This window comes from Microbacterium sp. FW305-3-2-15-F-LB2, from assembly GCF_058787255.1.
This window is the reverse complement of the sequence record NZ_JBYSZO010000001.1, coordinates 2,298,615-2,311,697: the sequence shown is the minus strand read 5'-3', so window position 1 is coordinate 2,311,697 and position 13,083 is coordinate 2,298,615. Positions and strand designations below refer to the sequence as shown.

Below are 13,083 nucleotides of genomic sequence, written 5' to 3'. Positions count from 1 at the left end.
GCCGTTGCGTTGTCGTCAAACCCCATGGCGCGAAGATTCAAGCAGTTCGTTCGTGGGTCGCAAGCAGCTGATACCGCGTGCGCAGAGACAACCCGTCGTGCGAACCGCTTCTCCGGCGGCGGGCGGCCCCGAGCGGCGTGGCGCATCGTCGCGGGCACGAGCCGGGTGGGCGGCGACACCGGTCGAGCGCACACCGCCGACGGGTCAGTATCGGATGGCGTCGATCACCTTCACGCGCACGGCGACGAGCGCCGGCAGCAGCCCGGCGAGTGCTCCCACCGCGGTCGCGGCAGCCAGCCCGGTGACAGCGGCATCCACCGGGAACGGGGGGAAGTCGCTCACCATGCCCTGGCCGACGAGATCGCGCAGCCACGGCGACTGCACGATGAGAATGGATGCCATCACCCCGACGGCTCCCGCGACGACGGTGGCGACGACGCTCTCCATCATCACCGCGAAGAACACGCGGCCGGCGGTGGCGCCGAAGCTGCGGCGGATGCCGATCTCGCGTACGCGCTGCTTCACGGTCACCAGTGCGATGTTCACCAGGCCGAGCGCTCCCAGGAGAAGAACGAGCACGGCGATGCCGATGACGACCATCTTGGTCACGAGGAACGGGTCCTCACCGTAGGCGGCCCAGTCCTGCCGGCTGACATTCACCTGCGCGCCGTCGCCGAGCGCGGCGGTGAGGTCGCGCGTGACGAGGGTGGTCAGCTGGTCCGCGAGCTCGGGTGGCACCCACATCTCGTACTGCGACTGCGGAGCCCCGCCGTACGGCGAGCTCGCGGTGGCGTCGGCGCCGCTGCGCCCGATCGCGGCATCCTGAACGGCTTGGGCCTGAGCGGCGAGCATGAACATCGACGGCTCGGTCTCCCAGGTGAGCGACGGCGTGACCCCCACGACGACGGCCGTGGTCCCGCCCGGGGCGATCCCGGACGGCGCGCCGGGAACGGCCTGTCCGCCCAGGGCCACGACGGGGTGGGTGGACAGGTCGGGGCGTCCCATCCGGTCCCAGAAGATCTGGTTGACGATGAGTCGCGGCGCGAGCTGCTCGGCATCCACGGGCGTGAACCACTCGCCCTCGAGCATTCTGACGCGGTGCATCTCTCCGTACGGCTGATCCACCGCCTGCGTCGCGACCTGGGCGACGCCGCTGACGAAGGGGACCAGCTGCGACGTCTGCTGCGCGCGTGTCGCGTAGGTGATGCCGTACCGCTCGATGACGTCCTTCCAGACGGCATCCATCCGCGCCGGATCGATCTCGCCGTCGGAACGGAAGGCGGACACGTTCAGGCTCGCGGGACGACCGCCTTGGCGTTCGCTCATCTCCTGGTTCGCCTGCTGGACGATCGCCCCGAGGGCGACGACGGTCGTGAGGGAGCACACCGCCACGGCGACGCCGATGAGCGACAGGAGCACGCGCGTGCGGTGCACGCGCACCTCCTGCCACGCCTCCAGGAGCGAGCCGACGAGGCTCGACAGCGCACGCATCAGGGGTTCTCCTCGATGTCGGCGTCGGGCGCGGTGGGCGCCATCTCCCGGACGTCGCGACGCGTGCGCGGCTCGAACGCGGGGTCGTCGACGGGGGTCAGGATGCCGCGATCCAAGCGGAAGTGTCGGCGGGCGCGTCGCGCGATCATCGGGTCGTGCGTGATGATCACCTGAGCGGCGCCGGTGCTCTCGGCGACGTCGTCGATCAGCTGCATGACGCTCTGTCCGGTATCGAGGTCGAGCGCGCCGGTCGGTTCGTCGGCGAGGATGAGGCGCGGGCCGCGCACGAGGGATCGGGCGATCGCGACGCGCTGCTGTTCCCCGCCCGACAGCCGGTCGGGCATGCTGTGGAGGCGGTGACCGAGGCCCACCAGATCCAGCATCTCGGCGGCGACTTTCGTGCGCCGCCAGAACGTGCGTCCGCTGGAGTAGAGCAACGGCATCGTGACGTTCTCCAGCGCGGTGCGTCCCTGCAGCAGGTTGAACTGCTGGAAGACGAACCCGACGGCCGCACCGCGAAGGCGATCGCGTCGCGCCGTCGACAGCCGTCGGACCGGCTCTCCGTCAAAGGTGACCTCACCGCTCGTGGGCAGGTCGAGAAGACCCAACAGGTTCAGCAACGTCGACTTTCCCGAGCCGGAGCGGCCGACGATCGAGACGTGGTCCCTGGGCTCGATCGTGAGGTCGACACCCGACAGGATCGTCAGGGCGGGTTGGTCCGGGGGGATGACCGTGCGAGTGACCTCGCGCAGCTCCAGCAGGCTCACGGCTGCGCAGCCGGTTCGCAGTACATCGATCCGTCCGGGTAGGTGGTGCACCCGTCCGGCGCGGTCCCCATGGCGCCCGGCGCGAACTCGAGGATCTCCTCGCCCTCGGTGAGCCCTTCGGTGATCTGCACCTGGGTACCGTCGGTGAGGCCGAGCGCCACCGGGCGCTCCTCGGTCGCCCCGTCCGCGGTCGAGACCCACACCGAACCGCTCTGCGCGGCTCCGCGAACGGCGGTGGTGGGGACCACGAGGACGTTCTCCGCCTTGCCTCCGGCGATCGTCATCTCGGCGGCGAGTCCCGCGAAGACGGTGACATCGGCCGGTACGGCGCACGTCGCCGTGGTGCTCGAGCCCGCGGTACCCGCACCGCCCCCGGCGGCAGAGGTGGTGTCTTCCGCGGAACTCCCGGCCAACGGCGTCGAGATCCGCAGGTTCGTGCACGTGAACGCCGCGGGGCCGCCGGTGATCGTGACGCTCGCGTCTCCGGGGCGATTCAGCAGGCGGTATTGCTGTGCCGGCTCGAGACTGCCCGAGACCGAGAACGACGGCGGCGCGACGTTGCCGGCTGCCGCACCGACAGCGATCTCCTGACCCGCGATGACAGACAGGGAGCTGAGCGTGCCGCCGATGGGCGCCTCGACGTCCTCGTAACGGAAGATCGCCGGCTTCGGCTTGCCCTCGGCATCCACGCTGTCGGCCGGGTCTCGCTCGATCGGCACCTTGACGTTGAAGATCACGTCGCCCTGGGCGACGGCCGCGCCCTGGGCGACGAAGATCTTGTTGACCGTGCCTGCCGCGGTCGACTTCAGCGGGACCGCCGGGTCGGCCGACACCGTGGCCTTGATCACCACGTCATTCGTGATCGTGCCCGAGGCCACCGCGACCGTCGGTTCGACGATGGTCCCGGTCGGCTGGGCCGGATCGGCCTCGGCGGGCCCGTCGGGAAAGAACGCCAGCTTGATCAATGCGGCGGCGATGATCGCCACCAGAAGCATGCGCAGAATCGGAAAGACCCACGTGCGTGCGATCCCCATGGAGCCCCCCAAGAGCAGTGGTCGTCGGTTTTCTCACCCTACGGGATCGAAGCGGCGGCCCCTGGTCCTGGGGGGCGTGCGCCGTCAGTGCGGGTCGGCAGCGTTGACGGCGCGGACGGTCTCGGCGTAGTCGCCCCGTGCCTCGGCATGCCGGAGGAAGGCGACGCGCTCGACCTGGATCTCCTGATCCTGCGGACGGTCGCGGAGGATCGACATGACCTCGTCGGCGAACTCGTCCAGCGGCATAGCGAACGCGCTCTCGCGCTGACCGGGGAGCAGGTCGGTCGCGACGGACGGCGGTTCGAGCTCGAGCACCGCTACCGACGTGCCCTCGAGCTGGAGCCGCAGCGATTCGCTGAACATGTGGATCGCCGCTTTGGTCGCGTTGTAGGTCGGCGTCACGCGCAGCGGAACGAAGGCGAGACCCGACGACACCGTCATCACGGTGGCGTCCGGCTGTCGCTGAAGGTGTGGCAGGAGGGCGGCGATGAGGCGCAGCGGTCCGAGGACATTGGTCGTGACCGTCTCCTCGGCGGAGGCGAGAACGTCCGTGCCGCTCGTCCAGTCCTCGACCCGCATGATGCCGGCCATCGTGACCAGAACGTTCAGTTCGGGGTGTCGCTCCACGACGACACGCGTGGCGTCGGTGATCGACTGTGCGTCCGCGGTGTCGATGCGCACGGTGTCGATGCCCGGGTGCGTCGCGCCGATCTCGTCGAGGAGCGCCTGGCGGCGTCCGCCCACGATGACGCTGTTGCCCGCGGCGTGGAGACGCTCGGCGAGGGCGAGGCCGATGCCGCTCGTGGCTCCAGGGATGAAAACGGTGTTTCCGGTGATGTTCATGTCTCGAGTCTTCGGCGGTGAGCGAGCGGCATCCAGGCCCCTCCCGTCGGGGGACCCGCGATCCCTGGATGCCGCCCGCCCGACCGAGCAGGATAGGGGGATGGATCGGACGGGAATGGCGGACTTCCTGCGGGCGCGTCGCGAGGCGCTGCGCCCCGCCGACGTCGGGTTGACCGAGGGCCCGCGACGGCGGACGGCGGGGCTCCGGCGGGAAGAGGTCGCGGCCGCCGCGTCGATGTCGGTCGACTATTACACCCGCCTGGAACAGCAACGCGGCCCCCAGCCGAGCACCCCGGTCCTCGCGGCGCTCGCGCGAGCGCTCCGCCTGACCAGCGACGAGCGCGACTACCTCTTCCGTCTTGCCGGGCACGCCGTGCCGGACCGGCTCGGCCGCGCGGATCACATCACGCCGGCCCTGCAGCGGGTGTTCGCGCGATTGTCGGACACCCCGGCCCTGGTGATCTCGCATCTCGGCGAGACGCTGGCTCAGAACGCCCTCGGCATCGCCCTGCTCGGCGATCACGTCAGTGCCCGGGGGTGGGCGCGGTTCGAGGCGTGGCGGTGGTTCGTGGCTCCGCACGGGGACCGTGCGATCTATCCCGAGCACGACCGTGAGCGTCAGAGTCGCGCGATCGTGGCGGGGCTGCGTTCGGCCTACGGCATCCTCGGCCCGGCGTCGACCGCGGGGGAGCTCGTGGCCGAGCTCCTCGCGCGCAGTGAGGAGTTCCGTCTGCTGTGGGAACGGCAGGAGGTCGCGCAGCGGTTCGCCGACCACAAGGTGCTCGTGCACCCCGAGCTCGGCGAGATCGAGGTCGACTGCCAGGTGCTGTTCACGGAGGATCGCGGCCAGGCGTTGCTCGTGCTGACCCCCGAACCGCGCAGTGAGGCGGAGGAGAAGATCCGCCTGCTCGGCGTCCTCGGTGTGGAGCGGTTCTCGACCGGTTGAGACAGCGGATGCCACGACGAGGCGCGTCGTGGCATCCGCTGTTGCAGGTCTACGGCGTGGGAGGTCCGACCACCCGTGGCTTCGACGGGTCGAGGAAGTCGCCGGTGCCCACGCGGGCGTGACCTCGGGAGTAGGCGAAGTAGATGACGAATCCGAGCGCCAGCCAGATGAGGAACCGCAACCACGTCTCGACCGACAGGTTGAGCATGAGATACGTGCAGACGAGGGCAGAGAGGATCGGCAGCACGGGGCTCAGGGGCACACGGAAACCGCGTTTCAGGTCGGGACGAGTGCGCCGCAGCACGACGACACCGATCGACACGAGCACGAAGGCCGAGAGCGTGCCGATGTTGACCATCTCTTCCAGAACGCCGACGGGAGTGACGCCTGCCACGATCGCCACGATGATCGTCACGACGATCGAAATCACCCAGGGAGTGCGGAATCGAGGGTGCACCTTCGCGAGGCGCTGGGGGAGCAGGCCGTCGCGGGACATCGCGAAGATGATGCGCGTGGCACCGATGAGCAGCGTCAGCACCACCGTGGTGAGGCCCGCGACGGCTCCGGCCGAGATCACCGTGGCCATCCACCCCTGCCCGTGGTAGACGAACGCATTCGCGAGGGCGGCGGCGGGGTCGAGGTCGCGGTACGAGACCATCCCGGTCACGACGAGGGCGACGGCGCAGTAGAGGACCGTGCAGATCACGAGCGAGGCGATGATGCCGATCGGCATGTCGCGCTGCGGCTTCTTCGTCTCCTCGGCGGTCGTGGCCACGACGTCGAAGCCGATGTAGGCGAAGAAGACCAGTGCGGCCCCTGCGAGGATGCCGCCCACACCGAACGTCGCGGGCTCGAGACCCGACAGGAACTGCAATAGCGGTTGCGTCAGGCCCGATGCGGTCTCGCTGGCTTGACTGTCCGGGATGAAGGGCTGGTAGTTGGCGGGGTTGACGAACATCAGACCCGCCACGATCACGAACAGGACGATGAACAGCTTCACCGCGACCAGCACGAGGTTCACGCGCAGCGACTCCTTGATGCCGAGCGTCATGAGGCCGCCGAGCACGAGGACGAGGAGGACCGCGGGCAGATCGATCACACCCCCGTACGCGACCTCCTGGGGGAGGACGATGCCGAGCTGCCCCAGGAATGCGCTGAGGTACGCGCTCCATCCCTGCGCGACGACACTGGCGCCGAGGAACATCTCGAGGATCAGATCCCAGCCGATGATCCAGGCGAACAGTTCGCCGAGAGAGGCGTAGGAGAACGTGTATGCCGACCCGGAGACCGGGACGGTGGAGGCGAACTCGGCGTAACACATCGCGGCGAGTCCGCACGCGATGGCGGCGACCACGAAACTCAAGACGATCGCGGGCCCCGCGACCTCGTGCGCGGCGCGGCCGGTGAGCGTGAAGATCCCCGCGCCGATCACGACACCCACGCCGAAGACGGTGAGGTCGAGAGCGCTGAGGGACTTCTTCAGCCGGAACTCCGGCTCATCGGTATCGGCGATGGATTGCTCCACCGACTTCGTGCGGAAAAGACTCACTCGGCACTTCCTCTGTCCAGGGCGTTCCAGGAGCGAACGCCACCCCGGGAGGATAGTGGGGTCGTCGGCATCGTGCCTATCGGTGGTCTTCTGCCCGACGGTGAGCTAGCACATCCACAGGCGCTCCGGCTCCGAATAGATCAAAGGTGTATGGTTCTCCATATCATGGCGATTAAGCACATCACACATCTTGTTGACGATCTCGACGGAACCGTTCTCGAAGAAGGGGACGGAAAGCAGATCACTTTCTCGGTCGAGGGTCGCTCCTACGAAATCGACCTCTCCGACCGCAATGCCGACAAGTTCTACGCCGCCGTCGCGCCTTTCGTGGACGTCGCACGCCCCGTCGGCCGGGCGACGTCCACTCCGCGCCGCGCGCGCTCCTCGCGTCGGTCGAGCGACATCGATCTGGCGGCCGTCCGTGAATGGGCACGTGCGAACGGGCACACCGTGAGCGATCGTGGGCGCATTCCCGCCACCGTGCTCGAGGCCTACGGCGCCGCCAATTCCTGAGACCGACGGCGTGCCATCGACGGAGGGCGGAACGCCGCTGCGTGACGGTGCGGTGACCCAGTTCGCCGTTCTGGACGCGCTGATGACCGGGGTCTACTCCTCGGGCATCCCGGTTTCCCAGCTCCGTCGATGGGGCGACACCGGAATCGGCTGCTGCGAAGGTCTGGGCGGCGAAGTCCTTCTCATCGACGGCGAGGCCTTCGAATGCACGGTGGATTCCGCTCCTCGTCGCATGGCAGACGACGAAACGCTGCCGTTCGCCGACGTCTGTGATTTCGGTGAGGTGGCGGGGGAGTCGGTGGTCGATGCCGACCTCGACGCCCTCACCGCCGCCGTCGAGGACCGGCTCCTTAGCCGGAATCTGTTCCACGCGGTGCGGATCGACGGCGTGGTGGCACGCATCCGGACGCGCGTCACGGCCCGTGAAGGAGTGCCTGCGCGTCCACTCGCCGCTGTCGCCGCCGAGCAGATCGAAACGGAGACGATCGACCGCGCGGGCGTGATCGTGGGATTCTGGATGCCGGGCATCTATCAGGGCATCACGGTCGCCGGTCTCCATCTGCATTTTTTGAGTGCCGACCGACTCGTGGGCGGACACGTCCTCGACGTGCGCATCGACGAGGCAATTCTTCGGGTCTCCGCATTCGCGCAGTTCTCGCTCCTGCTTCCGCTCGACCCGGATTTTCTCTCGGCCGAACTCACTCACGGCGAAGACCACCGCATCTCCACCATCGAGGGCGGAGCGCGATCGCGCGGAGAATGACCGCGCTGGGTTCAGCGGGGTTATTTCAGGGGTGAAGTCCGTTGCTTCTCACGGATTGCGCACATCTCGGCGACATACAATTGCCGGCATGGCAAAGAAGCAGATCACGCAACTCATCGACGATCTCGACGGGTCGATCATCGACCACGGGACGACCATTCATTTCTCTGTCGAGGGTCGCGCCTACGAAATCGATCTCTCTACCGAGAATGCGACGAAGCTTCGTCATGCATTCGAGCCCTTCGTTTCGGCGGGCCGCCCTCTGGGTTCCGTTCCGGCGAGCGCGCGACGAACCACGAAAGCCCGCTCCGAATCCTCCCGCGACCTCGGCGACGTGCGCGTCTGGGCGGAGGCGAACGGCTACTCGATCAATTCCCGCGGTCGCATCTCATCGACGGTGCTCGAGGCCTACGACGCGGCCCACTGACAGACAAGAAGAACCCCGGATGCCGAGGCATCCGGGGTTCTTCTTCGTTTCAGACGAGGGCGTCGGCGGAAGCGCCGGTGCGCAGGCGCTCGCCCGCGAGCCCCTCCGCAGCGGCGAGGGGGGTCACCCCGCGGGCTTCGGCCTCGTCGAAAACGCGCCGAAGGGTGTCGCCGATGCCCGCGACGCGTCGCATGATCGTCTCGCGTGATCCGAGCTGCTTGGCCTCGAGATCGAGGTAGATCACACCGCCGGCGTTGACGACGAAATCGGGGGCGTAGAGGATCCCGCGCGCGGCCAACCGGTCGGCGCCGGAGCGCTCCGCGAGGGGGTTGTTCGCGGGCCCGCAGACGGCACGCGCGTCGAGCGCATCGATCACGTCCTCCGTGAGGACGCCGCCGATCCCCGCGGGGACGAACAGGTCCGCGGCGATGAGGTGCGCCTCGCCCGGCTCCACCCAGGAGGCGCCGAGAGTCGCGGCCAGGGCACGCTTCGCGGGATTGACGTCGGTGACCGTCAGCACCGCCCCCTCGGCGGCCAGCCGCTCCGCGAGGCGGCTGCCCACCTGCCCAAGACCGGCGACCGTGATCCGACGACCGCGGACGTCGCCGGAACCCACCGCGCGCTTGAGCGTGGCCACCAGTGACGCGTACACACCGAGGCTGGTCGGGCCCGCGGGCTCGCCCGAGCCGCCGACCGCATCGGGGAGGCCGACGACGTGTGCCGTGCGTTCGCTCACAACCAGCATGTCGTCGGTGGTGGAGCCCACGTCCTCGGCCGTGCGGTAGAGCCCGCCGAGGCTCTCGACGACGTCACCGAGGTCGAGGAACGCGGCGCGACGACGGTCCGCGTCGAGCATCGTGCCCTCCGGGAGGCCGATGACCGACTTCCCGCCGCCGGCGTCGAGCCCGGCCGCGGCGTTCTTCAGCGTCATCGCGGCGGAGAGGCGAAGGGCGTCGCCGAGGGCGTCGCTCCAGTGCGGGTAGGTCCACAGGCGGGCGCCGCCGAGGGCGGAGCCGAGCACGGAGGAATGCAGCGCGACGGCGATGAACAGACCGCTTCGGCGTCCGGTCACCGCCTCCACGCGCTCGTGGGCGAATTCGGGCAGGGGGAGGGCGTTGGTCATCGCGATCCTTTGGTCGGTCGCCTTGTGGGCGGCACTGTCAGGGATGCCGCGGCGTTGCGGCATCCCTTCCATTCTGACCCGCGCCGGGCCGCGGCGCGCGTTCCGCCCCGCCCGGGAACGGGACGGGTGAGCGCCCTATGCTGGCGCGATGAGCACCCCGCTTCCCGCCCGCAGTCGTCTGGTCGCCGCCGCCTTGCAGCAGGCGGGGATCGTCGGAGAGATCGTCGTCCTCCCCGAAGCCGCGCACACCGCGGTGCTCGCCGCGGAAGCGCTCGGTATCGAGGTCGGCGCGATCGCCAACAGCCTGGTGTTCTGGAGCGACGACGAACCGCTCCTGGTGATGACGAGCGGCGCGCACCGGGTCGACACGACGGCTCTCGCCGGACGCCTCGGGCGCGGGGGCATCCGCCGGGCGACGCCCGAGCAGGTGCTCGCGGCGACCGGTCAGCCGATCGGCGGTGTCGCGCCCACCGGGCACCCGGAGCCGATCACCACGATCGTCGACGAGGACCTCGCGGCGTACCCGCGGATCTGGGCTGCCGGCGGAACACCGCAGACCGTCTTCCCGCTCACCTTCGACGAGCTCGTGCGCCTCACCGGCGGGACGGTCGCGCCCGTCGCCTGATTCTCGGAGTTGACCACGCGCGCGTCGCGTGGGCTGCGCGGCTCGCCCGCGTGCCGTGCCCCCCCAGAGACGTCCCGTGTCCAGAACACGCCGATGCGATCGGGCGGCATCCGCGTGTCCTGGACTCCGAGGAGGTGGGGTCAGTCCAGCGGGTCGAGCACCGTGAGACACACGACGGCGGCCGCCGCCGACCACGCTTGGGGTCGGCACGCTGCGGGATACGGCGTCGGAACGGAGGTCTCCGATCGCGGGTCGCCGGAGTGCAGCTCGGGCACGCGGTAGGCGAAGCCCTCGGCGGCATCCAGCAATTGCTCGACGACCGCGCGGGCGGAGTCGTCCAGTCCCGCCCGCCGCATGCCGTGGACGGCGATCGCGGTGTCGTGCACCCACACGCTCCCCCCGTGATACGACAGCGGCCAGTACCCGGCCGCGCCGGTCGACATCGTCCGGATGCCGTATCCGCTCGACATCGACTCGCCGCGCAGCAGCTCCGCGACGTGCGCCTCGTCATCGGCATCCAGGATGCCGGTGCCGATCAGGTGACCGATGTTGCTCGTGAGGGTGTCGACCGGCCGCTTCTCGCGGTCCAGAGCGACGGCCGGGTAGCGGCCCTCGGGGGTCTCGATCCAGTACGCGTTAGCGAAGCGCGTCTTGAGGTCGGCCGCCCATGACCGCCAGAACGCGACATCGGCGGTATCCCGGTCGTCGCCGAGCTCCTCGAGGAGTTCTGCACCGGCGAGGGCGGCCTCGTACGCGTAGGCCTGCACTTCGCACAGGGCGATCGGACCTTCGGCGAGCGAACCGTCGCGCCACTGGATGGAGTCGCCGGAATCCTTCCAGCCCTGGTTCGCGAGGCCCGTCCCGATGCGATCGATGTAGTCGAGGAAGCCGTCGCCGTCGCTGTCGCCGCTGTCGCGGATCCAGCCGAGGGCACCGCGCAGGGCCGGAAGCAGCGCGCGCACGTCATCGGCGGGGAGTCCCGCGCGCCACGCATCGGCGAGAAGGCAGATCCACAGCGGCGTGGAGTCGACGCTGCCGTAATAGCGTGGGGGCAGCGAGATGCCCTCGCTCGGGATCTCCAGCGACGACGAGCGCAGTTCGTGCAGGATCTTGCCGGGCTCCTCTGCGGTCTGCGCGTCGTCGACTGTGCCCTGCAGGCGCGCGAGGACACGCAGAGTGGATGCCGCGATATCGAGGTCGAGCGGCAGCGCGAGGCGCGCGGCCCAGATGGAGTCGCGGCCGAACAGGGTGAAGAACCACGGCGCGCCGGCGGCGAAGAACTCGTCCTCCGGGTCGTCCGGAAGCACCAGCCGGAGCGCATCCAGGTCGCCGAGGGCCGTGGTGAGCCACCGTGCCAGACGGGGATCGGGAGCCTGTGCGGCGACGCCCGCCGCATCCCAGCGCGCCGCGGCCTGGGCGCCACCGACGACGAGCGTGTCGTCGCGCAGCGCGAGCTCCCACCTGACCGTGGCCTCGCCGAACGCGGGGACCTCGACCTGCCAGGTGGCTTCGATGCCCTCGGGGCCGGATGCCACCTCGGCACCGGCCGCGGCGAGCTCGAGTCCCTGCGGCCCAGCGGACGCGCGCGCCCCACCCGGGCCGATCTCGACCTCGCTCGCCTGCGGCCGGGCGTGCCCGGACTTCACCTCGTGCAGCAGAGCGAACTCGGGCTGGAAACGCAGGCGCACCGTGGTGCGGATCGGAACGTCCACACGAGAGCGCACCGTCCAGGTCTCGGCGACACGACCGTCCACCACGGTGCGTTCGCGGAGCAGGCGCACCTTGGGGTCGGGAGTGGTGTCGTCGAGACCCCGCAGTACGCCGCCGAACACGATGCGCGAAGGACCGTCGGGCGCGGTGGAGATCCCCTCGATCGCGGAGTCGTCGCACGATGCGGTCAGCTCTCGAACGTGCCGGACGTCGCCGTGGTAGATCCCGTGCACGGCCGCCGTGCCCACGGTGCCGTCGCGGTCGGACCACACCTGCGTCGGGGCCCGCAGCACGATCACGGCGTCGCTCAGCAGGGGTTGCAGCGACATGGGGTCGGCGGGGGCGGTGGTGGACGACGCGTCCGTCGAGGCGGCGGGGGCGGTGGTCATTCTTTGACGGCTCCTTCACTGGCGTTCATGATGCGGCGCTGGAAGACGAAGAACACCACGGCGACCGGGATCGTCATGATGGCCGCGGCCGCGAGTTTGAGGGGATACTGACTGCCCTGGCTGAGCTGTCCGCTGGCGAGGGAGGCGACGCCCTTGGTCAGGGTGGTCAGTTCGGGGGACTGGGTGGAGATGACGAAGTGGCTGAGTTCGTTCCACGATCCCTGGAACGACAGGATCACGATCGTGATGAGCGCGGGCCGGGCCATGGGCAGCACCACGGACCAGAAGATCCGGAACGTTCCCGCACCGTCGATGCGTGCCTGCTCCTCGACGGACGGGGGGATCGACTCGAAGAAGTTCTTCATGATGAACACCCCCGCGGCATCCACGAGGAGCGGCAGGATCATGCCCGCGTAGGAGTCGTAGATTCCCAGCTGATTGATCACGAGGAACTTGGGAATGAGCAGGACCACCGCGGGGACCGCCATGACCGCCACCAGGGCGGCGAAGACGATGCCGCGTCCGCGGAACTGCAGGCGCGCCAGCGCGTACCCGGCGAGGGAGTTGAAGAAGACCCGCCCGAGGGTCACGAAGACCGTCACCACCGCCGAATTGGCGAACCACACGGGGAAGTCCGAGCGGAGGAAGAGCCGTTCGTACGCTGCCCACGTGAACGGCTGCGGCACGAGCGAGATCGGGTCGGTCGCCGCGACGGCATCCGGCTTGAAGGACGTCGCCACCTGCACGAGGAACGGATAGATGTAGATCAGGGCGAGCACGCACAGCAGAGCGTAGAGCGCGATCTGCCAGCGCAGCGCCTTGCCCGACATGCGGTGCTTCTGGACCTTGCGCCGGGGCGCGCCGACGACCTGCTGCGCCGCGACGGTCGTCTCGGGGGAAGCC

The 13,083-nt window shown here is 69.3% G+C and carries 13 protein-coding genes; 5 read left to right on the top strand and 8 right to left on the bottom strand.

The genetic code is table 11. The features are described from left to right. Positions 1–204: 204 nt before the first annotated feature. From AC3WLZ_RS11210 to AC3WLZ_RS11195, 4 genes are all read right to left on the bottom strand, one after another. On the bottom strand, positions 205–1,491 hold the full coding sequence (locus tag AC3WLZ_RS11210) for an ABC transporter permease (protein ID WP_492470071.1): 1,287 nt from the start codon (positions 1,489–1,491) through the stop codon (positions 205–207). Further along, complete coding sequence (locus AC3WLZ_RS11205) at positions 1,491–2,258, bottom strand: ABC transporter ATP-binding protein (RefSeq protein WP_492470070.1); 768 nt, start codon at positions 2,256–2,258, stop codon at positions 1,491–1,493. The genes AC3WLZ_RS11210 and AC3WLZ_RS11205 overlap by 1 nt, the downstream gene beginning before the upstream one ends. Next, positions 2,255–3,292 carry a permuted SH3 domain-containing protein gene (locus AC3WLZ_RS11200; RefSeq protein ID WP_492470069.1) on the bottom strand — a complete coding sequence of 346 codons (1,038 nt, stop codon included), beginning with the start codon at positions 3,290–3,292 and terminating at the stop codon, positions 2,255–2,257. The genes AC3WLZ_RS11205 and AC3WLZ_RS11200 overlap by 4 nt, the downstream gene beginning before the upstream one ends. A gap of 84 nt (positions 3,293–3,376) precedes the next feature. Next, complete coding sequence (locus AC3WLZ_RS11195; RefSeq protein ID WP_492470068.1) at positions 3,377–4,135, bottom strand: SDR family oxidoreductase; 759 nt, start codon at positions 4,133–4,135, stop codon at positions 3,377–3,379. Positions 4,136–4,235: 100 nt separating this feature from the next. On the opposite strand from AC3WLZ_RS11195, the gene AC3WLZ_RS11190 reads away from it, so the two are divergent. Further along, complete coding sequence (locus AC3WLZ_RS11190; protein WP_412925011.1) at positions 4,236–5,081, top strand: helix-turn-helix transcriptional regulator; 846 nt, start codon at positions 4,236–4,238, stop codon at positions 5,079–5,081. 49 nt (positions 5,082–5,130) lie between these two features. Here the strand turns inward: AC3WLZ_RS11190 and AC3WLZ_RS11185 are convergent, their stop codons facing one another. After that, positions 5,131–6,630, bottom strand: coding sequence for an amino acid permease (locus AC3WLZ_RS11185; RefSeq protein WP_492470067.1), 1,500 nt, complete (start codon positions 6,628–6,630; stop codon positions 5,131–5,133). A gap of 165 nt (positions 6,631–6,795) precedes the next feature. Between AC3WLZ_RS11185 and AC3WLZ_RS11180 the strand changes: the two genes are divergently transcribed. The 3 genes from AC3WLZ_RS11180 to AC3WLZ_RS11170 all read left to right on the top strand — a co-directional run bounded on the left by AC3WLZ_RS11180 (position 6,796) and on the right by AC3WLZ_RS11170 (position 8,333). Next, positions 6,796–7,143 carry a histone-like nucleoid-structuring protein Lsr2 gene (locus tag AC3WLZ_RS11180; RefSeq protein WP_412925009.1) on the top strand — a complete coding sequence of 116 codons (348 nt, stop codon included), beginning with the start codon at positions 6,796–6,798 and terminating at the stop codon, positions 7,141–7,143. 10 nt (positions 7,144–7,153) lie between these two features. Then, the gene (locus AC3WLZ_RS11175) at positions 7,154–7,906 is read left to right on the top strand and encodes an acetolactate decarboxylase (protein ID WP_492470066.1); all 753 of its coding nucleotides are present in this window, start codon (positions 7,154–7,156) and stop codon (positions 7,904–7,906) included. 88 nt (positions 7,907–7,994) lie between these two features. Then, positions 7,995–8,333: a histone-like nucleoid-structuring protein Lsr2 gene (locus AC3WLZ_RS11170; RefSeq protein WP_412925007.1), complete on the top strand. Its 339-nt coding sequence runs from the start codon at positions 7,995–7,997 to the stop codon at positions 8,331–8,333. A 49-nt stretch (positions 8,334–8,382) separates the two neighbouring features. Here AC3WLZ_RS11170 and AC3WLZ_RS11165 read toward each other — a convergent pair whose 3' ends face one another. Next, the gene (locus AC3WLZ_RS11165) at positions 8,383–9,456 is read right to left on the bottom strand and encodes a Glu/Leu/Phe/Val dehydrogenase family protein (RefSeq protein ID WP_492470976.1); all 1,074 of its coding nucleotides are present in this window, start codon (positions 9,454–9,456) and stop codon (positions 8,383–8,385) included. 148 nt (positions 9,457–9,604) lie between these two features. Between AC3WLZ_RS11165 and AC3WLZ_RS11160 the strand changes: the two genes are divergently transcribed. Beyond that, positions 9,605–10,081 (top strand): YbaK/EbsC family protein, encoded by a 477-nt coding sequence (locus tag AC3WLZ_RS11160; protein WP_492470065.1) that lies wholly within the window; start codon positions 9,605–9,607, stop codon positions 10,079–10,081. Between the two features lie 140 nt (positions 10,082–10,221). On the opposite strand, the gene AC3WLZ_RS11155 is transcribed toward AC3WLZ_RS11160, so the two are convergent. Beyond that, on the bottom strand, positions 10,222–12,180 hold the full coding sequence (locus AC3WLZ_RS11155; protein ID WP_492470064.1) for a glycogen debranching N-terminal domain-containing protein: 1,959 nt from the start codon (positions 12,178–12,180) through the stop codon (positions 10,222–10,224). Further along, positions 12,177–13,010, bottom strand: a complete 834-nt coding sequence (locus tag AC3WLZ_RS11150; RefSeq protein ID WP_412926150.1) for a carbohydrate ABC transporter permease — start codon at positions 13,008–13,010, stop codon at positions 12,177–12,179. The genes AC3WLZ_RS11155 and AC3WLZ_RS11150 overlap by 4 nt, the downstream gene beginning before the upstream one ends. Between the last annotated feature and the right edge of the window lie 73 nt (positions 13,011–13,083).